The following is a 23,808-nucleotide window of genomic DNA, read 5'->3' as shown; positions in this document are numbered from 1 at the left end:
ATTGGTGATTATTTGAACAATCTTCCATGCACCTTAAAACAACTGGGGCGGGCTCTTGTGGGAGCCGGGCTTGCCCGCGATACAGGCACCTCGGCTTTTCAGTTAAACCGAGGTGATGCTATCGCAGGCAAGCCAGCTCCCACACAAGCCCGCTCCCACAGTTGGATTTATGCCAAGCTCAAATTACTTCTTGGCTTTAGCCTTGGCACCACGCTGACGCCGGGCCTCGAACAGGCATACGCCGGTGGCAACCGACACGTTCAGGCTGCTGACGCTGCCCGCCATCGGCAAGTGCACCAGGTAATCGCAATGTTCGCGGGTCAGGCGACGCATGCCTTTGCCTTCGGCCCCCATGATCAGGATGGTCGGGCCGGTGAGGTCCTGGTCATAAATACTGACCTCGGCCTCGCCTGCCGTGCCCACGATCCACAGGCCGCGTTGCTGGAGTTTTTCCAGGGTACGCGCCAGGTTGGTCACGGCGACCAGCGGAATGACTTCCGCCGCGCCACAGGCCACTTTACGCACCACCGGCGTGAGGGTGGCCGACTTGTCCTTGGGCACGATCACTGCCAGCGCGCCGGCGGCATCCGCCGAACGCAGGCAGGCGCCGAGGTTGTGCGGGTCGGTCACGCCGTCCAGCACCAGCAGCAGCGGCGGGCCTTCGGTGCGGTCAAGCAGCTCGTCGAGCATGGCTTCACCCCAGACCTGGCTCGGACTGACGTCCGCAACCACGCCCTGGTGCACACCTTCAACCCACACGTCCATTTCACGACGCTCGGCCTGGCCGATGGCAACCTTGTTTTGGGTGGCCAGCTCGACCAGCGCTTGTACGCGCGGCTCGCTGCGACCCTCCGCCAACCACACTTGCTTGACGCGCTTGGGATGGTGACGCAGCAGTGCCTCTACGGCATGCACGCCGTAGATTTTTTCCAGATTCATGGCTTGGCCTTAGGTTTGCGCGACCCGCCGCTCTTGGCGGGAGCCGAACCCGCCTTGGGCGGGCCTTTACGGTGTTTACTCGGCTTGCTCGACGGCTTTTCCGCCCCTTGGGACTTTCCCCCAGACGCCGCTTTACCACCGCTTTTGGCTTCGTTGAGCAACTGCTGCTTCAATTCACGGCTCTTGCGCAGCTCGGCGTTCTTTGCCGCCGCATCGCTTGGGCGATAGGCTTCAGGGGCCTTTTCCTTGGTCGACGAGCGACGGCCGGGCTTGGCTGGCGCAGGCTCGGTGGCCGCAGGTTTAGCTTTCGCTGGAGCGCCCTTGCCTTTGCTGACCGGAGTCGCTTCGCTGCCACGTTTTTTACGGCTGCCCGGCGCTTCGGCAGGCTTATCAGGCATGCCGAAGTCGATCTTGCGCTCATCGAGGTCGACGCGCATGACCTGCACTTCCACGGTGTCGCCCAGGCGGAAGCTGCGACCGGTGCGCTCGCCCGCCAGGCGGTGATGCACAGGGTCGAAGTGGTAGTAGTCGCCCGGCAAGGCAGTGACGTGCACCAGGCCTTCGACGTAGATATCGGTCAGCTCGACAAACAGGCCAAAGCCGGTCACGGCGGTGATCACGCCCGGGAACGACTCGCCCACGCGGTCCTTCATGAACTCGCACTTGAGCCAGTTCACCACGTCGCGCGTGGCTTCGTCGGCACGACGCTCGCTCATGGAGCACTGCTCGCCCAGCTGTTCCAGGGCCGCCTCGTCGTACGGATAGATCCGCGCCTTCGGAATGGTCATGGCACCGGCGCGCTTGACGTGCGGGGTGTTCTGCTTGGAGTGGATCACGCTGCGGATCGCGCGGTGCGTGAGCAGGTCCGGATAACGACGAATCGGCGAGGTGAAGTGGGTGTACGCCTCGTAATTCAGACCGAAGTGGCCCTGGTTGTCGGCGCTGTACACCGCCTGGCTCAGGGAACGCAGCATGACGGTCTGGATCACGTGGTAATCCGGACGGTCCTTGATGCTCGCAAGCAATGCCTGGTAGTCCTTCGGCGTCGGGCCATCCTTGCCTTTGTGCAGGGACAGGCCGAGCTCACCGAGGAACGCGCGCAGTTTTTCCAGGCGCTCCGGCGGCGGGCCGTCGTGCACTCGGTACAGCGCAGGGATCTCGTGTTTCTTAAGGAACTCTGCAGTGGCCACGTTGGCCGCCAGCATGCATTCTTCGATCAGTTTGTGAGCATCGTTACGCGTCGTCGGGGTGATCGCGGCGATCTTGCGCTCGGAGCCGAAGACAATCCGGGTCTCCTGAGTTTCAAAATCGATCGCGCCACGGGTGTGGCGGGCGCCCAGCAGGACCTTGTACAGCGAGTAAAGCTGCTTGAGGTGCGGCACCACATCGGCATATTCGCTGCGCAGGGCCTTGGCTTCGCTGGTCTTCGGCGTTTCCAGGATGGTGCTGACCTTGTTGTAGGTCAGGCGCGCCTGGGAGTGAATCACCGCCTCATAGAACTGGTAGTCGGTCATTTCGCCGGTTTTGGAGATGGTCATCTCGCACACCATGGCCAAACGGTCGACTTTCGGGTTCAGCGAGCACAGGCCGTTGGACAGCTGCTCGGGCAGCATCGGGATCACGCGCTCAGGGAAGTACACGGAGTTGCCGCGCACCTGGGCTTCGTTGTCCAGGGCCGAACCGATCTTCACGTAGCTGGACACGTCGGCAATCGCCACGTAGAGCTTCCAGCCGCCGGAGAACAGGCGCAGCTTGCCCGGCTTGGCTTCGCAGTAGACCGCATCGTCAAAGTCGCGAGCATCTTCGCCGTCGATGGTGACGAACGGCAGATGACGCAGGTCGATGCGTTTTTCTTTGTCTTTGTCTTCGACTTCAGGCTTGAGCTTGGCGGCTTCTTTCAGCACAGCCTCAGGCCAGACGTGAGGAATATCGTAGGTGCGTAACGCAACGTCGATTTCCATGCCCGGCGCCATGTAATTGCCGACCACTTCAACGATATCGCCCTGCGGCTGGAATCGCGGCGTTGGCCAGTGGGTGATCTTCACCTCGACGAACTGGCCGACCTTGGCGGCACCATTGCGGCCCGGGGTGATCAGCACTTCCTGCTGGACCTTCGGGTTATCCGGCACGACAAAGCCGATACCGCCTTCTTCGAAGTAACGACCGACGATGGACTCGTGGGCACGGGACACCACTTCCACGATCACACCTTCACGGCGACCGCGACGGTCCAGGCCGGAAACGCGCGCCAGGGCACGGTCGCCATCGAACACCAGGCGCATTTGCGCCGGGCTCATGAACAGGTCATCGCTGCCGTCGTCCGGGATCAGAAAGCCAAAACCATCACGATGGCCGGCGATGCGGCCCAGGATCAGGTCGAGCTTATCCACCGGCGCGTAAGTGCCACGGCGGGTGTAGATCAGTTGGGCATCGCGCTCCATGGCACGCAAGCGGCGGCGCAGGGCTTCGAGCTGGTCTTCGGTGGTCAGACCGAATTCTTCAACCAACTGCTCGCGGCTAGCAGGCGAACCCCGATCGGCGAGATGCGCCAGGATCAGTTCGCGGCTAGGAATAGGGTTTTCATATTTTTCCGCTTCACGAGCGGCCTCGGGATCGAGGGACTGCCAATCGGCCATTAGAGAGTTTTCACCTTGTCTATATGCGGGTTAGTTTGGCATACGCGTATTGAAACGGGAAATTTCAGACGTCATCAAGCTTTTTAAAGCCCTTTGCAGCCCCCCAGACGCACCTTGCACGACCAATGGCGAAATTTTCCAGGCTTTTTTCATGCCAGGGGTTTACAGCTAAAAATACGCTGCGTATAGTGCGCGCCATCAACGACGGCAACGTTGTTGATGCTGCCCAGGTGGTGAAATTGGTAGACACGCCAGCTTCAGGTGCTGGTGATCGCAAGGTCGTGGAAGTTCGAGTCTTCTCCTGGGCACCAAATTCAGATCAAACCCGCGAAAGCGGGTTTTTTCGTTTCAGGCCTTTGATTTTCAACGGAAAAACTTGATTTATATTTTTGAATCAGGGGTTTACAGATCAAAAAGCGCTCCGTATAGTTCGTCCCATCAACGGCGCAAGCGCTGCTGATAATGCCCAGGTGGTGAAATTGGTAGACACGCCAGCTTCAGGTGCTGGTGATCGCAAGGTCGTGGAAGTTCGAGTCTTCTCCTGGGCACCAAATTCAGATCAAACCCGCGAAAGCGGGTTTTTTCGTTTCCGGAGCCAAAAAAACTCCAGCCGCAATGCCTCCCTGCGCCGCACTTGAGAAGTTTTATCGTTTATCCTTGCAATGATTTGTTGCATATAAGCGAGGAACACTTCGGATGATGATCCGCGATAACCGATTCACAACATCCCTTCTGCGTGGCCTGACCCTCTCCCTGCTCGGCCTGACCCTGCTCTCGCCCACCGCCTATTGCGCCGACAAGATTTCCCTGACCCTCTACAACGGCCAGCACAAAGAAGTCGGCGATGAACTCGCCAAAGCCTTCGAGGCCAAGACCGGCATTCACGTCAACGTACGCAAAGGCAGCAGCAACCAGCTGGCCAGCCAAGTCGTGGAAGAAGGCGATCGCTCGCCTGCCGACGTGATCTACACCGAAGAGTCACCGCCGCTGAACAAACTCGGCGAGCAAGGCCTGCTGGCCAAAATCGATGCCAGCACCCTCGACGTGCTGCCCAAGGATTATGTCGGTGCCAACGGCGACTGGATGGGCGTCACCGCACGTACGCGAGTTGTGGCCTTCAACCCCAAATTGATCGCTGAAAAAGATTTGCCGAAATCGGTATTGGACTTTGCCGGCCCCGAGTGGCAAGGCAAGGTCGGTTTCGTGCCCACCAGCGGCGCGTTCCAGGAACAGGCCGTGGCAATCATCAAGCTGCACGGTCGCGAAGCCGCCGAAGAATGGCTGACCGGCCTGCGCGCCTTCGGCAAGGTGTACAGCAATAATATGGTCGCCCTTAAAGCAGTGGAGAACGGCGAAGTGGCCACCGTCCTGGTGAACAACTACTACTGGTTTGCCCTGAAGAAGGAAAAAACCAACCTGGATTCGCAACTGCACTATTTCACCAACGGCGACGCTGGCGGCCTGATCACCGTGTCTTCGGCCGCGGCACTCAAATCCAGCAAACACCCCAAGCAAGCCCAGCAACTGCTGGCGTTCATGGCCAGCGAAGAAGGCCAGCGCGTCATCACCAATACCTCGGCCGAATATCCACTGCGCAAAGGCATGGAGTCCAGCCGCGGGCTCAAGCCTTTCAGCGAGCTGCAACCGCCGAAAGTCACCCCCGCCGACCTGGGCAACGCCGAAGAAGCCCTGGACCTGGAACGCGACGTTGGCTTGAACTGATGAACCCATCGCTAAGCGCCGCGGGGTTCAGCCCTCGGCGCAAACGTCCTTCGATCTGGCTGCTGTTGCCCGTACTGCTTCTGGTTGGCTTGAGCCTGCTGCCACTGGCGTATGTCGGGCTCAAGGCCTGGCAGGCCGGCTGGGCGCAGGCGGTGCACCTGCTGTGGCGCCCGTATGTCTTCGGGTTGCTGCGCAACACCCTGGCGCTGATGGTTGGGGTGACCGTGGCGTGCGCGGTTGTCGGCCTTTCCCTGGCCTGGCTGCTGGAGCGCAGCAACCTGCCTGGGCGGCGCATCTGGGGGGTAATCCTGTGCTTGCCGTTTGCGGTGCCGGCGTTTGTCAGCAGCTTTACCTGGGTGTCGCTGAGCGCCAATTTCGAAGGGCTGGCCGGCGCCATCCTGGTGATGAGCCTGTCGAAGTACCCGCTGGTGTTTCTGCCCGTAGCGGCGACACTGCGCAATCTTGATCCCGCCCTGGAAGAGTCGGCCCGCACCCTGGGGCTGAATCGCTGGGGCGTGTTCTTTCGCATCACTTTGCCGCTGCTGTGGCCATCGCTGCTGGCCGGGGCGCTGTTGATCGCGCTGCATATGCTGGTGGAATTCGGCGCGCTGTCAATCATCGGGTTGCAGACGTTCACCACGGCGATCTACCAGCAGTTCGAACTGGAATTCAGCAACGCGAATGCCGCGATGCTCTCGGCGGTGCTGCTGGTGATGTGCCTGACGCTGCTGTGGCTGGAGCTGCGCGTGCGCGGCAAGGGCCGACATGTGCGTATCGGCCAGGGCGCGGCGCGGCATGCCGAGCAGGTGCGGCTGGGCAAGTGGGCAGCCCTGGGCCAGGTGTACTGCCTGGCGCTGGCGATCATCGGCAGCGGTATTCCGCTGGGGATGCTCGGCTATTGGTTGGCGGTGGGTTCCTCCGCGGCATTCCCGGTAGCCGAGATCAGTGAAGCACTGCTCTCTTCCCTGGCGCTGTCGCTGGGCGGCGCATCGCTGTGCCTGGTCCTGGCGGTGCCGGTGGGGCTGCTGGTGGTGCGCTACAGAGGCCAACTGGCAATCTGGGCCGAGCGCCTGCCGTACCTGCTCCACGCCCTGCCTGGCCTGGTGATCGCGCTGACCCTGGTGTATTTCGCCCTGCATTACGTGCCGGCGCTGTACCAGACCTCGGCGTTACTGTTGATTGCGTATGCACTGCTGTTTTTGCCGCTGGCCCAGGCGCCGATTCGCACGGCGTTGAACAAGGCGGCGCCGCAGTTGGAAGAGGCTGCGCGGACACTGGGGGCGTCATCGTTCAGTGCGTTTTGCCGGGTGACCTTGCCGATTATCTTCCCGGCGCTGGGCGCGGCGTTTGCGCTGGTGTTTCTGGATGCGATGAAGGAATTGACCGCGACATTGTTGCTGAGCCCGACCGGGTTGAATACCTTGGCGACGGCGGTATGGGCGCATACGTCGAATGTGGAGTTTGCAGCGGCAGCGCCTTATGCGGCGCTGTTGATTGTGGTGTCGGGGTTGCCGGTGTATTTGCTCACGACTCGGATGTATCTGAGCCGCTGATACTGCTATCGCAGGCAAGCCAGCTCCCACATATTGAATTGCGAACCCATTCAAAATGTGGGAGCTGGCTTGCCTGGATGAGGCCGGTGAAGACAAACTCAGGCCCGGAACTGCCCCAAACTCGCCTTCAACTGCGCCGCCAACCCATCCAGCACCTTGCCACTGGCCGTCGTCTCCACCACCGCCTGCGCGGCACGCTCGGCCTGGGCATGGATCACTTCAACGCGCCCGCGCACCGCATGGGCGCCCTGGGCCTGATGCTCGGCAGCGCGCGTCGCCAAGCCGATGGCGGCATGCACCTGCTCCACCGAAGCCTGCACCGTCTGCTGCAAGCGCACGCTGTCGCGCAACACCCGCAAGCCTTCGTCGGCCTGGCGCCCGGCTTTGCCGATGGTTTCCACCGCTTCCCGGGCACCCTGCTGCAGCGCCACGATGTGCGCCTGGATATCTCCGGTGGAGCTTTGGGTCTTGCTCGCCAGTGCACGCACCTCGTCCGCGACCACGGCAAAGCCACGCCCGGTTTCGCCGGCACGGGCCGCTTCGATCGCCGCGTTGAGCGCCAGCAGGTTGGTTTGCTCGGCGATTCCGTGAATCACCGTCAGCACCACTTCAATCTGCTCGCTTTGCTGCGCCAACCGCTCGATGACTTGGGAACCGGCCTGAACCTGGCCCGCCAATGCCTCGATCAAGCCGCCCACTTCGTTTGACGTGCGCGAGTTCTCATCCGTGGCCTGGCGGATATCCACCACCTGCTGCAACGCCGCCTGCATCGCATGACTTTCGGCCTGCGCCTCATCGGCCATCTGCGACAGCGCGCGCAGGCTCTCGGCCACCTCATCGCGCTGCAAGCCTGCCGCGGCATCAGCCCCGGCGTTGCGCAAGGTCATGGCGCCGATTTCTACGCCGGTACGCTGGGCCACATCGCCCGCCTCGCGCACGATGGGCTGCAACTTATCCACAAAGCGATTGACCGCAGACGCCATGTCGCCGATCTCGTCCTTGCTGCTGATCTGCACGCGCTTGGTGAGGTCGCCCTCGCCCGCCGCCAGATCATCCATGGCGGCGATCAGCAGCTTCAGGCGGTTGACCACACGGCGGCCGAGCACAATGGCGATCAGCAGCAATACGCCAAGACCGACCAGCGCCAGGCCCATGCCGATACGCCAGCGCAAGGTGCCGGCAGCCTCTTGGACCGCGCTGGTGGTGTTGGCGGTCATCTGGGTGGCCGTGGCTTGCGCCGATTGCAGGCGCGCGCCCATGGCGGCAGCGCTATCGGCCGCTGCGCCTTTGAGGCTGTCGCCAACCAATTGATCGCCGCTGGCAATCAGCGCGGCGAAACGCTTGTCCAGTGCTTGCAGGTCCGCCTCGACCGACGCGGTCGACACACCCATGCGGACTTTGCCGATTTCCACCCCGTTGGGGCTGATGGAGGCCTCGACGTAGTACACGGAAGGATCGTTCCTGGCCGCATCCAACACTTTGTCCAACGCGCGGTCACCCGCGCCCTTGGCCAGCAGCGCCTGGTTGATCGGATTTTCGCGATTCAGGTAGCGGGTCAAATGCTCACCCGCCGCGTCGTCATAGACCACGAACAGCACGTTGGGATTGCGCTGCGCGCGCCGGGCAAATTCCGACAACGTCGGCACATCGTTATCCCACATGGCGCGAGGCGCCACCGAGGCCAGCAGTTGCGCCATATCATTGGCGGAGTCTTTCAGGTCTTTTTCCAGGGTCGCACGCAGTTGCTTCTGCTCTTCCTGCAGGCGAGTCGAAAGCCCCGCCGTCAAGCGCTGCCGGGTACTGGTGGACAAGCTATCGAGGCTGGACGTGACCTCCTTGCCAGCCTGCGCCAGCTCGCCGGACAGTTTCTGGCTATCGATGCCCAGGCGATTGCCCAGATCCGCTTCCAGCGCCGTGACCGTGCTTCGTGTCAGAGCGACGGCTACCAACACTTGCACCAAAAGAGCGATACCTAGGGTAACGAACACCGGCCGCAACAGACGGCTTTGTAACAATGAGAGAACGGCAGACATCGGGAATCCCTCCACCACGGGTGCCATTAATTTGATAGCACCGCGAAAGAGAGAAACACAGCAAAGGTCGTGCCGCTTGGAGGGCTGATACGACAAAGGGCTCCCTGAGGAGCCCTTTGCTTTTTACATCAACAGCTTATTAAGCGAACGGGTGACGCAGAACGATGGTTTCGTTGCGGTCCGGGCCCGTCGAAATAATGTCAATCGGTGCGCCGATCAGCTCTTCCACACGCTTGATGTAGGCACGCGCGTTAGCCGGCAACTCTTCCAGGGTCTTGGCGCCCACGGTCGATTCGGTCCAGCCCGGCACTTCTTCGTACACAGGCTGCAGGCCTACGTAGCTGTCAGCGTCAGTCGGGGCAACGTCATTGCCTTCTGCATCCTTGTAGCCGGTGCAGATGTTGATCGCTTCCAGACCGTCGAGCACGTCCAGCTTGGTCAGGCAGATGCCCGAGATGCTGTTCACGTCGATAGCGCGACGCAGGATGACGGCGTCGAACCAGCCACAACGACGAGCGCGGCCGGTGGTTGCACCGAACTCGTGCCCTTGCTTGGCCAGGTGCGCGCCGACTGCGTCGAACAGCTCAGTCGGGAACGGGCCCGACCCTACACGCGTGGTGTAGGCCTTGGTGATGCCCAGGATGTAGTCCAGGAACATCGGACCAACACCCGAACCGGTCGCAACGCCGCCAGCGGTGGTGTTGGAACTGGTCACGTAGGGGTAGGTGCCGTGGTCGATGTCCAGCAGCGAACCCTGGGCGCCTTCGAACATGATGTCTTTGCCGGCACGACGCAGGTCGTGCAGCTCGGCGGTCACGTCCAGCATCAGCGGCTTGAGCAGCTCGGCGTATTCCTTGCACTCGGCCAAGGTCTTTTCAAACTCGATGGCCGGCTCTTTGTAGTAACCCACCAGCATGAAGTTGTGGTAATCGACCAGTTCACGCAGCTTGTCTTCGAAGCGCGGCATGTTGAGCAGATCGCCCACACGCAGGCCACGACGCGCCACCTTGTCTTCGTAGGCCGGGCCGATGCCACGACCGGTGGTGCCGATCTTCAGCTCGCCACGGGCCTTTTCACGGGCCTGGTCCAGCGCAACGTGGAAGGACAGGATCAGCGGGCAGGACGGGCTGATACGCAGGCGCTCACGCACCGGTACGCCTTTCTCTTCCAGCTTGGTGATCTCACGCAACAGGGCGTCCGGTGCAACCACCACGCCGTTGCCGATCAGGCACTGCACGCCTTCGCGTAGCACACCCGACGGGATCAGGTGCAAGACGGTTTTTTCGCCATCGATGACCAAGGTGTGGCCAGCGTTGTGGCCACCTTGGTAGCGCACTACGGCGGCAGCATGTTCGGTCAGCAGATCAACGATCTTGCCTTTGCCCTCATCACCCCATTGGGTGCCCAGGACTACGACATTCTTACCCATAACACTTGTCCTCATTCGCGCAAACTTGGTGCCGGCGATGGCCGGCAGGAAAACTCAAGAAGCCAGTGGCGATACTTGCCAAAGCCCGTTCTGCAGAATCAATTGCCGGTCGCAGTCCGCTTCACGGGCGGCGGCCAATGGCTGCCCAGGCAACGCCTGGACCACACGCTGACCCTCACTGCGCAACTGGCAAACCTGCTGCCAGAGTGCTGCGTCCGTACTGTCGGGCATCCAGATGCCACCAGACGGCAGCTCGACCTCAGCACGCCCCAGGGTCACCAGGGTTTTCAAATCGGTGGAAAAGCCGGTGGCCGGACGCGCGCGACCGAAGTCGGCGCCGATATCGTCATAACGACCGCCTTGGGCGATGGCTTGGCCAACACCCGGTACAAACACTGCGAACACCACACCGGTGTGGTAGTGATAGCCGCGCAATTCACCCAGGTCAAAATACAGTGGCAGTTGCGGGAAGCGCGCCGATAACTGCTCGGCAATCGCCAGCAGATCGTTCAGAGCCGCCAGCACCGGCGCCGGCGCATTGGCCAGGCGCTCGCGCGCAGCCACCAGCACTTCACGGCCACCGCACAGGTTCACCAGCGCACGCAGCATGCCGGCGAGGTCCGCAGGCACGCCTTCGGTCAGGGCAATCACTTCGTCGATGGCCTTGCGTTGCAGGGCATCGAACAACTGTTGTTCCGCTTCACCGGACAAACCGGCCGCGCGGGCCAGGCCACGGTAGATACCAACGTGACCCAGGTCCATGTGGACATCCGGCACGTCAGCCAGTTGCAGCATGGCCAGCATCAAGCTGATCACTTCAACGTCGCTGCTCGGGCTGGCATCGCCGTACAGCTCGGCGCCCAACTGGATCGGACTACGCGAAGACGACAGTGCGCGCGGTTGTGCGTGCAGCACACTACCGGCGTAGCACAGGCGGCTCGGGCCTTCGCGGCGCAGGGTGTGCGCATCGATGCGCGCCACTTGCGGCGTGATGTCGGCACGGAAGCCCATTTGCCGGCCCGATTGCGGGTCGATGACCTTGAAGGTGCGCAGATCCAAGTCCTGGCCCGCGCCGGTCAGCAGGGATTCCAGGTACTCGATATGCGGGGTGACGACAAACTCGTAGCCCCAGCTCTGGAACAGATCCAACACCTGGCGACGCGCAACTTCAATGCGCGCTGCTTCTGGTGGCAGTACTTCTTCGATGCCATCTGGCAGCAGCCAGCGGTCTACCGTTGCCATTACGCCATTCCCCTTTGATCCGGGCGGCCAGCCCTAGGCCGAGCCTTGAGTAGAGCAGAAAATACCCGCCCCTTGCATAAACCACGCGCAAGAGCGACGTGACGAACGGCCTGTAACCGGCCTCGTCGGGCACTTTCCTCGAAAAACCTGTCACGCCTGCCGAATCAAACATGCAGACGCAAAAAAGCCGGGAATTTCCCGGCTGCCGCATCATACACCCGTTTTCTGAAAGGATCACCCCGCCAGGCAGTTTAGCCGCCCGACGGAGGGGTCCTACCGAATCACAGGCCTGTTACTTGGACTTTTCCAGGTAGCGGAAGAAGTCGCTGCTTGGGTCCAGCACCAGGACGTCGGTCTTGTTCGCGAAGCTTTCACGGTAGGCACGCAGGCTACGGTAAAACGCGTAGAACTCCTGGTCCTGGCCGTAGGCTTTGGCGTAGATCGACGCGGCTTGCGCATCACCATCACCACGGGCCTCTTCAGACTCGCGGTAGGCCTCTGCCAACAGGACACGGCGCTGACGGTCGGCATCCGCACGGATCCCTTCGGCCAGCTCGTTACCCTTGGCGCGGTGCTCACGGGCTTCACGCTCACGCTCGGTGCTCATGCGCTCGAACACGCTACGGTTCACTTCCTTGGGCAGGTCGATCGCCTTGACCCGAACATCGACCACTTCGATGCCCAGCTCTTTTTCCGCCATGGTGTTCAGCGAACGCGTGATGTCAGCCATCAGCGCATCACGCTCACCGGATACCACCTCGTGCAGGGTGCGCTTACCAAACTGGTCACGCAGGCCCGATTCCAGACGGCGCGACAAACGCTCGTCGGCAATCTGCTTGAGGCCGGAGGTCGCGGTGTAGAAGCGTTCGGCATCCTTGACGCGCCACTTGGCGTAGGCGTCAACCATCACGGCTTTCTTTTCCAGGGTCAGGAAGCGCTGTGTCGGTGCATCCAGGGTCATCAGGCGCGCATCGAACTTGCGCACCTGGTTGACGTAGGGGACTTTCACATGCAGGCCCGGCTGGACATCCGCCTGGACCACGCGGCCGAATTGCAGCATCACCGCGCGCTCGGTCTGAGCCACGATGTAGAAGCAGTTCCAGGCAGCGATGACCACGACGACGCCCACAATCAGGGCGGTCAGCGATTTATTGCTCATCAACGACTCTCCCTGGTACGTGTTTGCTGTTGCAGCAAGTCAGCGGCCGCACGGGCGCTCGCTTCGTTGGCAGCGGCATTGGAACCGGTGGACGGTGCGCCGGTGCTGCTACGACCACCTTCGATCATCTTGTCCAGCGGCAGGTACAGCAGGTTGTTCTGCCCACCCTTGCTGCCGGTCACGAGAACCTTGCTGGTGTTGCTGAAAACTTCCTGCATGGTGTCCAGGTACAGACGCTCGCGGGTAACCTCAGGTGCCTTGCGGTACTCGGCGACCAGCTTGGTAAAGCGATCCGCCTCACCCTTGGCGCGCGAGACCACTTCGTCGCGGTAACCGTTGGCATCCTCGAGGATACGCTGGGCCTGACCACGGGCTTCCGGCACGACACCGTTGGCGTAGGTTTCAGCCTGGTTGCGCGAACGCTGCTCGTCTTCACGGGCACGGATCACGTCATCGAAGGCTTCCTGCACTTCACGCGGCGCGGCTGCGCTCTGTACGTTCACCTGGGTAACGGTGATACCAGTGCGATAGGTATCGAGGAACCGCTGCAGGCGCTCCTTGATTTCGCTGGCCATCAGTTCCCGACCTTCGGTCAGCACCTGGTCCATCGCGGTAGAACCGACGACGTGGCGCAGGGCACTTTCGGTGGCGTGCTGCAGGCTGATTTCCGGCTGGTCGACGTTAAGCACGAAGTCCTGCAGGTTGCTGATCTTGTACTGCACGGTCAGCGGCACTTCGACGATGTTCTCGTCTTCGGTCAGCATCTGGCCCTGCTTGGTGTAGGCACGCTCACGCGTGACGTTCTCCATGTACTTCTTGTCGATCGGCGGGAAGTAGATATTCAAGCCTGGGCCGACGGTCTCGTAGTACTTGCCGAAGCGCAGCACCACGGCTTGCTCCTGCTCGTCCACCACGTAGACAGCGCTGTACAGCCACACGGCCGCCAGCACGACAAGCCCCAGGCCCAGCAGGCCATAGCCACCGCCCTTGCTTGTGCGACCGCCGCCGTCACCACCACGTTTTTTTCCACCACCGAACAACCCATTCAGGCTTTCCTGCAGCTTTCGGAAGGCCTCGTCGAGATCCGGTGGCCCCTTGCGGTCGCCATTATTGCGGCGTTTACCACCCCAAGGATCCTGATTATTCGAGTTGCCACCCGGCTCATTCCAAGCCATAGCGCTCTCCATCTGATAAAGCAAAGACGCACCCACGGCGCGCCGACCAATGCTACAGAATGCCTGCCGCTGCGGCACAACCGCTTTAGGAGGCTTTTATTGCAAAGTGTGTTCTTCGAGGAACTCGGCCGGAACAACACCTTCACGGCTCACCAGCCGATTCAGCTCCGAGCGCGGCAATCGAACGGCCAGCAAGCTGACCCCTTCTTCGTCGTGTTCTTCTTTCTGTACCGCGCCCAGCTCGAAGAACTGTGCACGCAGTCGAGCAAAACGCTGCGGCAAGCGCAAGGTGCCAACGAACAATTCGCCGCCGAGCAACTCGGCGATGGCTTGTTCAAGCAACTCAAGACCACTGCCATCACGCGCCGACAGCCAGACCCGCTGGGGCCTGCCGTTCTCATCGCGCTGGATTTGCGGTTCGACGCCTTCAAGCAAATCGAGTTTGTTATAGACCTCGAGGATCGGCAAGTCCTGGGCACCAATCTCGCCCAGCACCAGCATCACCTGTTCAATCTGCAACATGCGATCCGGCTCCGCCGCATCGATCACGTGCAACAGCAGGTCGGAATTGCTCGACTCTTCGAGCGTAGACCGAAATGCCTCGACCAGCTTGTGCGGCAAGTGACGAATGAAGCCCACGGTATCGGCCAGGACAATCGGCCCCAGGTCGTCCAGATCCAGACGGCGCAGGGTCGGGTCGAGGGTGGCGAACAGTTGGTCGGCCGCATACACGTCCGATTTCGTCACATTGTTGAACAGCGTGGATTTACCGGCGTTGGTATAGCCCACCAGGGACACGGTAGGGATATCCGCACGCGTGCGGCCACGTCGCGATTGCTCGCGCTGGCTGCGCACTTTCTCGAGACGGCCTTTGATCTGGCGCAGGCGAACCCGCAGCAGGCGTCGGTCGGTTTCGAGCTGGGTTTCACCTGGGCCGCGCATGCCGATACCGCCGCCCTGGCGCTCAAGGTGAGTCCAGCCGCGGACCAGCCGCGTGCTCATGTGATCAAGCTGGGCCAGTTCGACCTGGAGCTTGCCTTCATGGGTACGGGCGCGCTGGGCGAAAATATCGAGAATCAGGCCGGTGCGGTCGATCACGCGACACTCGAAGACACGTTCGAGGTTACGTTCCTGACTGGGCGTGAGGGTGTGATTGAAGATCACCAGATCGGCTTCTTCGGCGTGAACCAGGTCGCGCAGTTCCTCGACCTTGCCGCTGCCAATCAGATATTTGGCGGTTGGCCGATGACGCGGCACGTTAAAAAACGCAACGGTCTCGGCGCCAGCCGAATTTGCCAACTCCTGAAACTCCTGCGGATCTTCGCGCGCCTCAGGGTCCTGTCCATCCAAGTGAACGAGGATGACTCGTTCACCACCACCGTGGCGCTCAAAGAACAAAGGAGACTCCTATCAGGCGTTACCTGGCTCAGCGTCAACTGCTTCATCACCTGCTGCGCTAGGCAGACGGATCGGACGAACAGGGACGACGGTCGAGATAGCGTGTTTGTAAACCATTTGGCTGACGGTATTTTTCAGCAGGATCACGAACTGGTCAAACGACTCGATCGTGCCTTGCAGCTTGATCCCGTTGACCAGGTAGATGGAAACCCCCACTTTCTCTTTACGTAAAGTATTCAAGTAAGGGTCTTGTAGCGAATGCCCTTTTGACATGTGCCGCACTCCTTTAAGGATCAATAATAAAAAATCGGAAAATAGATAGCTCAAGGCCGTCACACCCCCAAGGATAGACGGCAATTGCAAGGACTCAGCTCAATATGGAGACCGTTCCCAAGTATTTCAAGGCGCGTGACAGATTGTCGCTGTCCAGGCTGTCCAGCCAGTGCAAATCGCCCCAGCTGCGCAACCAGGTGAACTGGCGCTTCGCCAATTGGCGTGTGGCGATGATGCCACGCTCCTGCATTTCGGCTGACGTCAGCTTGCCATCCAGATGATCCCAAACTTGGCGGTAACCTACGGCACGTATCGAAGGCAACCCTGGATGCAGGTCACCTCTGGAACGCAAAGCTACGACCTCGTCTACAAACCCCTGTTCCAACATATTTGTGAATCTTTGTGCAATTCTTTCATGCAGCACCTGGCGGCTTGCCGGAGCGATGGCCAGATGGGCCACAGTATAGGGCAATTGTGAGTGTCCAGATGCGCCTGCGTCAGCACTTTGCGCAGATTGTCGCTGGCGATGCGCGGTCATGGTCTGCCCACTGACACGCCAGACCTCCAGGGCGCGACTGAGGCGCTGGGGATCATTGGGGTGAATGCGCGCGGCTGACACCGGATCCACTGCCGTCAATTGATCGTGCAGGGCTTGCCAGCCAAGGCGTGCAGCCTCGTCCTCAAGCTCGGCGCGCACCTGGGGATCGGCCGGCGGCATGTCCGCCAGGCCTTCCTGCAAAGCCTTGTAGTAGAGCATCGTGCCGCCCACCAGCAGCGGGATATTGCCGCGGGCGGTGATCTCAGCCATGGCCGCGAGGGCGTCGGTACGGAAATCCGCCGCCGAGTAGCTCATCGCGGGGTCGAGGATGTCGATCAAACGGTGCGGGTACTGGGCCAGCAGCGCCTTTGAAGGTTTGGCGGTACCAATGTCCATGTCTCGGTAAACCAGTGCGGAGTCGACACTGATCAGCTCGCATGGCAGCACCTTGCTCAGCTCGATGGCCAGGTCGGTCTTGCCGGCGGCCGTGGGGCCCATCAGGAAGATCGCGGGGGGCAAGGTACTCATCAACGGCCGCGCAGGAACAGTTTGTCCAGATCGTCCAGTCCCATCTGGGTCCAGGTCGGTCGGCCATGGTTGCATTGTCCGCTGCGCTCGGTGTTTTCCATGTCGCGCAGCAGGCCGTTCATTTCCGGCAGGGCCAGGCGGCGATTGGCGCGGATGGCGCCATGGCAGGCCATGGTGCCCAGCAGTTCGTTGATATGCGCCTGGATACGATCGCTGGTGCCGTATTCCATCAAGTCGGCCAATACATCGGCGACCAGACGGTTGGCCTCGGCCTGCTTGAGCAGCGCGGGAATCTGGCGGATGGCCAGGGTTTCCGGACCCAGGCGTTGCAGCTCAAAGCCCAGCCGCTGGAACACGGCGTGGTGCTCTTCGGCGCAATCGGCCTCACGCTGGCTGACCGCCAGGGATTCCGGCACCAGCAGCGGCTGGCCGCTGAGGCCTTCGCTGGCCATGGCAATCTTGAGGCGTTCATACATGATCCGCTCATGGGCGGCGTGCATGTCCACCAGCACCAGCCCGTGGGCGTTTTCGGCAAGGATGTAGATGCCCTTGAGCTGCGCCAGTGCATAACCCAGCGGCGGAATATCACCGCCGCCTTCCGGCAACGCAACAGCAGCGCCCGGCTCGGCACCCGGCAGCGGCGCGAAAAATTCACGATAGGCTGCCTGGGCCTCGGCCACCGGCACCGTCGATTGCGGGCGCGGCGTGTACTGGTATTGATAACCCGCGCCCGCACCAGAACCCGGCGCGGTGTAGGAAGGTTGCGGCTGCGGCGATTGCAGCAGGTTGCCCGCCAGGCTCATTTCGCCCTGGGGGCCGAATTCACCGGCTTCCGGCCCGCTTGGCCGGACCACCGCCGTCACGATCGGCGCCGACAGCTGATCATCCGGGCGCACATCGCCCAGGGTGCGGTGCAAGGTGCCGTAGAGGAAGTCGTGCACCATGCGTCCATCACGAAAGCGCACTTCGTGCTTGGTAGGGTGCACATTGACGTCCACCACCGACGGGTCGACCTCGAAGAACAGCACAAACGTCGGGTGTCGCCCGTTGAACAGCACATCGCGATACGCCTGGCGCACCGCGTGGGCCACCAGCTTGTCGCGCACCGCGCGGCCGTTCACGAAGAAATACTGCAAGTCCGCCTGGCTGCGGGAGAAGGTCGGCAACCCGACCCAGCCCCACAGGCGCAGGCCATTGCGCTCGATTTCAATCGGCAGCGCCTGCTCCAGAAACCCCGCGCCGCAAATCGCCGAGACCCGGCGCGCACGCGCGGCGTCGTCATGGGCTTCGTGCAGGCTGAGAATGGTCTTGCCGTTGTGGCGCAAGTGAAACGCCACGTCGAAACGGGCCAGGGCCAGGCGCTTGATGACTTCCTGCAGGTGATCGAATTCGGTTTTTTCGGCCTTGAGGAATTTGCGCCGCGCCGGGGTGTTGAAGAACAGGTCGCGCACTTCCACCGAAGTGCCCACCGGGTGGGCCGCCGGCTGGACCCGAGGCGCCATGTCGCGGCCTTCGGTTTCCACTTGCCAAGCCTGTTCGGCGCTGCGGGTGCGCGACGTCAGGGTCAAGCGCGCGACGGAGCTGATGGACGCCAGGGCCTCACCGCGAAAACCCAGGCTCATCACGCGTTCAAGGTCTTCCAGGTCGCGGATCTTGCTGGTGGCGTGACGCGCCAGGGCCAGCGGCAGGTCATCGGCGGAAATGCCACTGCCATCGTCACGTACGCGCAGCAGTTTGACGCCGCCCTGCTCCACGTCGACATCGATGCGTTTGGCGCCGGAGTCGATGCTGTTTTCCAGCAGCTCCTTGATCACCGATGCCGGGCGCTCGACCACCTCGCCCGCAGCGATCTGGTTGGCGAGACGCGGGCTGAGCAGCTCGATACGCGAGCCGCTGTTCAAGAGGGTTTCGCTCATTACTGCGCCGCCAATTCAGTGCCGGGGATGGTCAACACCTGGCCGACTTTCAACTCATCCGTCCTCAGGTTGTTGGCGCTGCGCAAGGTCGCGGCCGAGACCTGGAAACGCACCGCCAGCATGGCCAGGGTGTCGCCGGGCTGCACGCGATGGTCACGCGGGCCCTGGGCGATCTTGCCGGAGTCACGCAGCCAGGCAATGTAGGTGCCCGGCGGCGGGTTCTGCTGGAAGAACTGGCGAACACCGGCGCTGATCGAGCGCGCCAGGGCTTGCTGGTGGCTGGCGCTGGCCAGCTTCGAGGCTTCGTTGGCGTTGGAGATAAACCCGGTTTCTACCAGGATCGACGGGATATCCGGAGACTTCAACACCATGAACCCAGCTTGCTCCACGCGCTGTTTGTGCAGCGAGGTGACCCGGCCGATATTGCTCAGCACCTTCTGGCCCACGTTCAAGCTGGACGTCAGCGAAGCGGTCATCGACAAGTCGAGCAGCACGCCGGCGAGCATTTTGTCCTTGTCATCAAGGGACACGTTGCCGGCCCCGCCGATCAAGTCGGAACGGTTTTCACTGTCGGCCAGCCAGCGTGCGGTTTCGGACGTGGCGCCGCGATCCGACAGGGCAAACACCGAGGCCCCGAAGGCGGCTGTCGAAGGCGCGGCGTCGGCATGGATCGACACAAACAGGTCGGCGCCTTTCTTGCGCGCGATTTCGGTACGGCCGCGCAACGGGATGAAGTAATCGCCGGTACGGGTCAGCTCGGCGCGGTAGCCTTTCATGCCATTGACCTGACGCTGCAATTCGCGGGCGATGGCCAGTACTACGTCTTTCTCATGCTGGCCACGCGAGCCGGACGCGCCAGGGTCTTCACCACCGTGACCGGCGTCGATCACTACAATAATGTCGCGTTTGCCGGCTGGAGCCGGCGGCGGCGGCGGCAGCTTGACCTGTGGCTGCGAAGGGTTGACCGGAACGGCAGGCACGGTTGCCACGCTCGGCGTTGGCGCGGGCGGCGGCGCGGCATCGGCGGCGTTGTCGAACAGATCGACCACCAGTCGGTTGCCGTACTGGGCGTTTGGCGCCAGCGAGAAACTTTTTGGGGTCACGACCTTTTTCAGGTCGATCACCACGCGCAGGTCGGTCGGCGTACGCTGGGCCGAGCGCATGGCGGTAATCGGGGTGTTGGCGGTGGACACGTTCAACGGCCCGCCCAGTGTTGCACCATTGATGTCGATCACCAGGCGATCGGGCGCCGTCAGGGTAAAGACACTGTGCTGGACCGGGCCAGACAGGTCGAACACCAGTCGCGTGTTATCCGGCGCTCGCCACAGGCGAACACTTTTCACCTGAGAAGCAGCCAGAGCATTGACAGTCATTGCCGCAAGCAACACCCCCACGACAGCAACCAACGCGCGAAAGCGCATACCTAACCCCACCAATTATTTGAATTCCAATGCCAAAGCGGCGCACCACGACTGGCCGCGCGCGCTCTGGGGCAACAACTTCAACTGACGTCCGTGCTCATGCGGCGTAATGGTAATGGTCATGTCAGGCTTTGGCAAAAAGCCCGTGCCTTTATCTGGCCATTCGATCAGGCACAGCGCGTCTTCATCGAAGTAATCTCGAATACCCATGTACTCGAGCTCTTCGGGGTCCACCAGGCGATAGAGGTCGAAATGGAACGCTCGCACGTCGCCAATCTCATAGGGCTCCACCAAGGTGAACGTCGGGCTTTTTACCGCCCCGGCATGGCCCAGCCCGCGAATGATCCCCCGGGACAACGTGGTCTTGCCCGCCCCCAAATCGCCTTCGAGGAAGATCAGCCCCGCCCCGGCCGTGACCTGAGCAATGCGCTGGCCGAACGCGACCATGGCTTCTTCATCGGCCAGGAAAAGAATTACTTCAGACACGGCGACTGTTCCTCCAGCAGTTGACGAATGGCAGGTATCAGGTCGCTGGCGGCGAGGCCGCGACCAAAGGTGCCCTGGCGCTCCCCCGCCGTGGCGTGCAACCACACCGCCAGGCAGCTTGCTTCATAGGCGGGCATGCCCTGGGCCAGCAGTGCGCCGACCAGCCCGGCCAACACGTCGCCCAGCCCAGCCGTGGCCATCGCCGGATGGCCTTGGTCACATCGTGAAACACGTCCGTCCGGGCTGGCGATCAAACTGCCAGCGCCCTTGAGGATAGCCACTGCGTTGAAGGTCTGGCTCAACGCGCGCGCCACCTTAAGGCGATCGGCCTGAACCTCGGCCGTCGAGATGCCCAACAAGCGCGCGGCTTCGCCTGGATGCGGAGTGATCACGCAGTTGGCCGGCAGACTGACGCTGCCGGTCGCCAACTGGTTCAAGGCGTCGGCGTCCCAGACTTGCGGTTGTTGCGCGTTCGCGGCGACGGACAGCAGGCTTTTACCCCAGGAAGCGTCACCCAGGCCGGGCCCGATCACAATGACCGAGATCTTTTCCAGCAAGCCCATCAATTGATTGGCCGAACTCACCCCCACGCTCATGACTTCCGGCAAACGCGCCAACGCAGCGGGAACATGCTCGATGCGGGTCGCCAGCGACACCATGCCCGCGCCACTGCGCAAGGCACTTTCGGCGCTTAACAGGGCCGCGCCGCCGAGGCCACGGTCACCGCCAATGACCAGCAGGTGGCCGAACTGGCCTTTATGAGCGTCCGGGGAACGTGCAGCCAGTTGCGGCAAATGGCCGTGCAAAAGGCGCTGTACGTCGGTTATTGCGTGTTTTGTCTGCGGCATGCGTCTTCAAGCTCCGATGTCTGGCAGAATTATACCTATCTAACCTGCGGTTTCCCTTGTCTCATGCCTGCCATCACCACCGATCTGCCCGCCCTCGCCCAATCGATCAAAGACTGGGGCCGCGAGCTGGGCTTTCAACAAGTCGGCATCAGCGGCCTGGACCTGGCCGAGCACGAACAGCACCTGCAACGCTGGCTCGACGCGGGTTACCACGGCGAAATGGACTACATGGGCGCCCATGGCAGCAAACGCTCCCACCCCGATGAGCTGGTGCCGGGCACGTTGCGCGTAGTCTCGCTGCGCATGGATTACCTGCCCGGCGACACGCACATGGCGCAACGGCTGGCCCAGCCGGAAAAAGCCTATGTTTCGCGCTATGCCTTGGGCCGCGACTACCACAAGCTGATCCGCAAGCGCGTGCAGCAACTGGCGGACCGCATCCAGGCCCACATCGGCCCCTTTGGCTTTCGCGCCTTCGTCGACAGCGCGCCGGTGCTGGAAAAAGCCATTGCCGAGCAAGCCGGCCTGGGCTGGATCGGTAAAAATACCCTGGTACTCAATCGCAAGGCCGGCAGTTATTTTTTCCTCAGCGAACTGTTTGTCGACTTGCCGTTGCCGGTCGACCCGCCCCACGGCACCGAACATTGCGGGCGCTGCACCGCCTGCCTGGACATCTGCCCCACCAATGCCTTCGTCGGCCCTTATGTGCTCGATGCGCGGCGCTGCATTTCCTACCTGACCATCGAGCTCAAAAGCGCAATCCCCGAGGACCTGCGCCCATTGATCGGTAACCGCGTGTTCGGTTGCGATGACTGTCAGATCGTTTGCCCATGGAATCGTTTCGCCCGATCCACCGCCGAAGGCGATTTCAAGCCGCGGCACAATCTGGACAATGCGCAACTGGCCGAATTGTTCATGTGGGACGAGGATAAATTCCTCAGCAACACCGAAGGCTCGCCCCTGCGTCGCGCCGGTTATGAGCGCTGGCTGCGCAACCTCGCCGTGGGCCTGGGCAATGCGCCATCAAGCATTCCGGTGCTGGAAGCCTTGAAGGCGCGCCGTGACTACCCGTCGGAACTGGTGCGCGAACATGTGGAATGGGCACTGAACCAGCACGCCGTGCGTCAGTGAACGTCGTCGTTGTAGACAAACTTGGGCATTTCCCAGTGAAAACGGATCGCCAGCAGGCGCAGTAGAAACCCACTGAACAATGTCAGCAGGATGGCTTGTTCGCCAGGCAGTTCCAGGTACAGGCACAGCAGGTAGAACCAGGCGGCGAGGAACGACACGCTGGCGTACAGCTCGCGGCGGAAGATCAGCGGGATGTCGTTGCAGAAGATATCCCGCAGGATGCCGCCGAACACGCCGGTGATCACGCCACTGACCGACGCTACCAACATACCGTGGCCCATTTCCAGGGCGGTCATGCAGCCGATCAGCGTGAAAGCCACCAGGCCCACGGCGTCCAGCGCCAGAAAGAGTGAGCGCAGATGCCGCATAAGCGGCGCGGCGAAGATCGTCACCAGCGCAGCGATGGAGGTCAGCACCAGGTATTCCGGGTGCTTGACCCAGGTCAGCGGATAATGCCCCAACAGCACGTCGCGCACCGAACCGCCGCCCAACGCCGTCACGCAAGCGATCAGCACCACGCCAAACCAATCCATGCCGCGACGCCCGGCCGACAGGGCACCGGTCATGGCTTCGGCGGTGATGGCGATGAGGTAGAGCATCAGCAGCATGAGGGCGATCCTTGCGATGGTGTAGTGAGCGGGCTTGCCCCGCGCTGGGTGGCGAAGCCGCCCCAAACCAGGCGACCTGGTTCTATCTGGAACTCGGGGGTGTCGTTATTGGGGCGGCTTCGCCACCCGGCGCGGGGCAAGCCCGCTCACTACAAGGACCGACAAGAAGCGAATCAAGCCTTGATAAAGTGCTTGCGATAATGCTGCAACTCGGCAATCGACTCGCGAATATCATCCAGCGCCAAATGCGTGCTGCCTTTATGGAAGCTATCTTTAACTTCTGGCGCCCAGCGTGCAGCCAGCTCCTTCAACGTCGACACGTCCAGGTTGCGATAGTGGAAGTAACTTTCCAGCGCCTTCATGTGGGTATAGAGGAAGCGGCGATCCTGGCAGATGCTGTTGCCGCAGATTGGCGACTTGCCCTTCGGCACCCATTTTTCCAGGAAGGCGATGGTTTCGGCTTCGGCTTCGGCCATGCTGATGCGACTGTCGCGCACGCGCTGGGTCAGGCCGGAGTTGCCGTGGGTGCGGGTGTTCCATTCATCCATGGTCGCCAGCACTTCATCACTGTGATGGATGGCGATCACCGGACCTTCGGCCAAGGTATTGAGGTTGCTGTCGGTGACAATGGTCGCCATCTCGATGATGACGTCGGTGTCAGGGTTCAGACCGGTCATTTCCAGATCGATCCAAATCAGGTTCTGTGGGTTTTGCATGGTTTGATTCTCTTGGCACCTTGGCGTAGCTGCGCAGTTTAGCAGGCGGGGCCGTGC

19 protein-coding genes, 2 tRNA genes and 2 pseudogenes are annotated in these 23,808 nt (G+C 61.6%); 5 read left to right on the top strand and 18 right to left on the bottom strand.

All coding sequences use genetic code 11. The annotated features are described in order from the left end of the window. Positions 1 to 183 precede the first annotated feature (183 nt). The 3 genes from rlmB to KVG91_RS15940 form a co-directional block, all read right to left on the bottom strand. Entirely contained in the window at positions 184 to 939 is a 756-nt protein-coding gene (rlmB, locus tag KVG91_RS15950) for a 23S rRNA (guanosine(2251)-2'-O)-methyltransferase RlmB (RefSeq protein WP_169377820.1), read from the bottom strand. Next, on the bottom strand, positions 936 to 3,575 hold the full coding sequence (rnr, locus tag KVG91_RS15945) for a ribonuclease R (RefSeq protein ID WP_217894901.1): 2,640 nt from the start codon (positions 3,573 to 3,575) through the stop codon (positions 936 to 938). The genes rlmB and rnr overlap by 4 nt, the downstream gene beginning before the upstream one ends. Before the next feature lie 64 nt (positions 3,576 to 3,639). Then, the gene (locus tag KVG91_RS15940; protein WP_169378623.1) at positions 3,640 to 3,825 is read right to left on the bottom strand and encodes a hypothetical protein; all 186 of its coding nucleotides are present in this window, start codon (positions 3,823 to 3,825) and stop codon (positions 3,640 to 3,642) included. On the opposite strand from KVG91_RS15940, the gene KVG91_RS15935 reads away from it, so the two are divergent. From KVG91_RS15935 to KVG91_RS15920, 4 genes are all read left to right on the top strand, one after another. Continuing rightward, a tRNA-Leu gene (locus KVG91_RS15935) sits at positions 3,800 to 3,886 on the top strand. The genes KVG91_RS15940 and KVG91_RS15935 overlap by 26 nt on opposite strands. Before the next feature lie 153 nt (positions 3,887 to 4,039). Then, positions 4,040 to 4,126: transfer RNA gene (locus tag KVG91_RS15930), tRNA-Leu, on the top strand. Between the two features lie 145 nt (positions 4,127 to 4,271). Further along, entirely contained in the window at positions 4,272 to 5,297 is a 1,026-nt protein-coding gene (locus tag KVG91_RS15925) for an iron ABC transporter substrate-binding protein (protein ID WP_169376950.1), read from the top strand. Then, entirely contained in the window at positions 5,297 to 6,850 is a 1,554-nt protein-coding gene (locus KVG91_RS15920) for an ABC transporter permease (protein WP_169376949.1), read from the top strand. The genes KVG91_RS15925 and KVG91_RS15920 overlap by 1 nt, the downstream gene beginning before the upstream one ends. A 98-nt stretch (positions 6,851 to 6,948) precedes the next feature. Here KVG91_RS15920 and KVG91_RS28020 read toward each other — a convergent pair. The 13 genes and pseudogenes from KVG91_RS28020 to KVG91_RS15860 all read right to left on the bottom strand — a co-directional run. Then, a pseudogene (locus KVG91_RS28020) lies at positions 6,949 to 7,464 on the bottom strand (methyl-accepting chemotaxis protein); the annotation flags it as partial. A 390-nt stretch (positions 7,465 to 7,854) separates the two neighbouring features. Continuing rightward, a pseudogene (locus KVG91_RS28015) lies at positions 7,855 to 7,908 on the bottom strand (hypothetical protein); the annotation flags it as partial. 1,114 nt (positions 7,909 to 9,022) lie between these two features. Further along, positions 9,023 to 10,312, bottom strand: a complete 1,290-nt coding sequence (locus KVG91_RS15910) for an adenylosuccinate synthase (RefSeq protein ID WP_124361026.1) — start codon at positions 10,310 to 10,312, stop codon at positions 9,023 to 9,025. A 54-nt stretch (positions 10,313 to 10,366) separates the two neighbouring features. Beyond that, positions 10,367 to 11,554: an ATP phosphoribosyltransferase regulatory subunit gene (locus KVG91_RS15905; RefSeq protein ID WP_169376947.1), complete on the bottom strand. Its 1,188-nt coding sequence runs from the start codon at positions 11,552 to 11,554 to the stop codon at positions 10,367 to 10,369. A gap of 292 nt (positions 11,555 to 11,846) precedes the next feature. Continuing rightward, a complete protein-coding gene (gene hflC, locus KVG91_RS15900) occupies positions 11,847 to 12,713 on the bottom strand; it encodes a protease modulator HflC (protein ID WP_169376946.1) in 867 nt (288 codons plus the stop codon). Beyond that, positions 12,713 to 13,888: an FtsH protease activity modulator HflK gene (hflK, locus tag KVG91_RS15895; RefSeq protein ID WP_076951863.1), complete on the bottom strand. Its 1,176-nt coding sequence runs from the start codon at positions 13,886 to 13,888 to the stop codon at positions 12,713 to 12,715. Before hflK ends, hflC begins: the two co-directional genes overlap by 1 nt. A 96-nt stretch (positions 13,889 to 13,984) precedes the next feature. Then, positions 13,985 to 15,286, bottom strand: a complete 1,302-nt coding sequence (gene hflX / locus KVG91_RS15890) for a ribosome rescue GTPase HflX (RefSeq protein ID WP_169376945.1) — start codon at positions 15,284 to 15,286, stop codon at positions 13,985 to 13,987. A 12-nt stretch (positions 15,287 to 15,298) separates the two neighbouring features. Further along, positions 15,299 to 15,559 (bottom strand): RNA chaperone Hfq, encoded by a 261-nt coding sequence (gene hfq / locus KVG91_RS15885; protein ID WP_124422158.1) that lies wholly within the window; start codon positions 15,557 to 15,559, stop codon positions 15,299 to 15,301. A gap of 94 nt (positions 15,560 to 15,653) precedes the next feature. Continuing rightward, positions 15,654 to 16,625, bottom strand: coding sequence for a tRNA (adenosine(37)-N6)-dimethylallyltransferase MiaA (gene miaA / locus KVG91_RS15880; protein ID WP_169376944.1), 972 nt, complete (start codon positions 16,623 to 16,625; stop codon positions 15,654 to 15,656). Beyond that, positions 16,625 to 18,541: a DNA mismatch repair endonuclease MutL gene (mutL, locus tag KVG91_RS15875; protein ID WP_404822396.1), complete on the bottom strand. Its 1,917-nt coding sequence runs from the start codon at positions 18,539 to 18,541 to the stop codon at positions 16,625 to 16,627. The genes miaA and mutL overlap by 1 nt, the downstream gene beginning before the upstream one ends. Then, on the bottom strand, positions 18,541 to 19,962 hold the full coding sequence (locus tag KVG91_RS15870) for an N-acetylmuramoyl-L-alanine amidase (RefSeq protein ID WP_076951859.1): 1,422 nt from the start codon (positions 19,960 to 19,962) through the stop codon (positions 18,541 to 18,543). The genes mutL and KVG91_RS15870 overlap by 1 nt, the downstream gene beginning before the upstream one ends. A gap of 15 nt (positions 19,963 to 19,977) precedes the next feature. Next, positions 19,978 to 20,448 carry a tRNA (adenosine(37)-N6)-threonylcarbamoyltransferase complex ATPase subunit type 1 TsaE gene (gene tsaE, locus KVG91_RS15865; protein WP_169376943.1) on the bottom strand — a complete coding sequence of 157 codons (471 nt, stop codon included), beginning with the start codon at positions 20,446 to 20,448 and terminating at the stop codon, positions 19,978 to 19,980. Next, positions 20,436 to 21,296, bottom strand: coding sequence for an NAD(P)H-hydrate dehydratase (locus KVG91_RS15860; protein WP_217894900.1), 861 nt, complete (start codon positions 21,294 to 21,296; stop codon positions 20,436 to 20,438). Before KVG91_RS15860 ends, tsaE begins: the two co-directional genes overlap by 13 nt. A gap of 63 nt (positions 21,297 to 21,359) precedes the next feature. Between KVG91_RS15860 and queG the strand changes: the two genes are divergently transcribed. Further along, positions 21,360 to 22,427 (top strand): tRNA epoxyqueuosine(34) reductase QueG, encoded by a 1,068-nt coding sequence (queG, locus tag KVG91_RS15855; RefSeq protein WP_169376210.1) that lies wholly within the window; start codon positions 21,360 to 21,362, stop codon positions 22,425 to 22,427. Here the strand turns inward: queG and KVG91_RS15850 are convergent. Together KVG91_RS15850 and orn are read right to left on the bottom strand one after the other, a co-directional pair. After that, positions 22,421 to 23,035 carry a trimeric intracellular cation channel family protein gene (locus KVG91_RS15850; RefSeq protein ID WP_076951855.1) on the bottom strand — a complete coding sequence of 205 codons (615 nt, stop codon included), beginning with the start codon at positions 23,033 to 23,035 and terminating at the stop codon, positions 22,421 to 22,423. The genes queG and KVG91_RS15850 overlap by 7 nt on opposite strands. A gap of 173 nt (positions 23,036 to 23,208) precedes the next feature. Next, entirely contained in the window at positions 23,209 to 23,751 is a 543-nt protein-coding gene (gene orn / locus KVG91_RS15845; RefSeq protein WP_076951854.1) for an oligoribonuclease, read from the bottom strand. Positions 23,752 to 23,808 lie beyond the last annotated feature (57 nt).

The sequence above is a fragment of the Pseudomonas azadiae genome (genome assembly GCF_019145355.1).
Taxonomy (GTDB): Bacteria; Pseudomonadota; Gammaproteobacteria; order Pseudomonadales; family Pseudomonadaceae; genus Aquipseudomonas; species Aquipseudomonas azadiae.
The sequence above is the reverse complement of the archived record's forward strand: the minus strand, read 5'-3'. Positions and strand labels throughout refer to the sequence as shown.

Excerpts from the sequence above, each read along its gene's own strand:
- KVG91_RS15910 (WP_124361026.1), bottom strand. The coding sequence starts at position 10,312 with ATGGGTAAGAATGTCGTAGTCCTGGGCACCCAATGGGGTGATGAGGGC.
- hfq (WP_124422158.1), bottom strand. The coding sequence starts at position 15,559 with ATGTCAAAAGGGCATTCGCTACAAGACCCTTACTTGAATACTTTACGT.
- hflC (WP_169376946.1), bottom strand. The coding sequence starts at position 12,713 with ATGAGCAATAAATCGCTGACCGCCCTGATTGTGGGCGTCGTCGTGGTC.
- KVG91_RS15860 (WP_217894900.1), bottom strand. The coding sequence starts at position 21,296 with ATGCCGCAGACAAAACACGCAATAACCGACGTACAGCGCCTTTTGCAC.
- hflK (WP_076951863.1), bottom strand. The coding sequence starts at position 13,888 with ATGGCTTGGAATGAGCCGGGTGGCAACTCGAATAATCAGGATCCTTGG.
- queG (WP_169376210.1), top strand. The coding sequence starts at position 21,360 with ATGCCTGCCATCACCACCGATCTGCCCGCCCTCGCCCAATCGATCAAA.
- miaA (WP_169376944.1), bottom strand. The coding sequence starts at position 16,625 with ATGAGTACCTTGCCCCCCGCGATCTTCCTGATGGGCCCCACGGCCGCC.
- KVG91_RS15925 (WP_169376950.1), top strand. The coding sequence starts at position 4,272 with ATGATGATCCGCGATAACCGATTCACAACATCCCTTCTGCGTGGCCTG.
- rnr (WP_217894901.1), bottom strand. The coding sequence starts at position 3,575 with ATGGCCGATTGGCAGTCCCTCGATCCCGAGGCCGCTCGTGAAGCGGAA.
- rlmB (WP_169377820.1), bottom strand. The coding sequence starts at position 939 with ATGAATCTGGAAAAAATCTACGGCGTGCATGCCGTAGAGGCACTGCTG.
- KVG91_RS15870 (WP_076951859.1), bottom strand. The coding sequence starts at position 19,962 with ATGCGCTTTCGCGCGTTGGTTGCTGTCGTGGGGGTGTTGCTTGCGGCA.
- orn (WP_076951854.1), bottom strand. The coding sequence starts at position 23,751 with ATGCAAAACCCACAGAACCTGATTTGGATCGATCTGGAAATGACCGGT.
- KVG91_RS15905 (WP_169376947.1), bottom strand. The coding sequence starts at position 11,554 with ATGGCAACGGTAGACCGCTGGCTGCTGCCAGATGGCATCGAAGAAGTA.
- KVG91_RS15920 (WP_169376949.1), top strand. The coding sequence starts at position 5,297 with ATGAACCCATCGCTAAGCGCCGCGGGGTTCAGCCCTCGGCGCAAACGT.
- mutL (WP_404822396.1), bottom strand. The coding sequence starts at position 18,541 with ATGAGCGAAACCCTCTTGAACAGCGGCTCGCGTATCGAGCTGCTCAGC.
- KVG91_RS15850 (WP_076951855.1), bottom strand. The coding sequence starts at position 23,035 with ATGCTGCTGATGCTCTACCTCATCGCCATCACCGCCGAAGCCATGACC.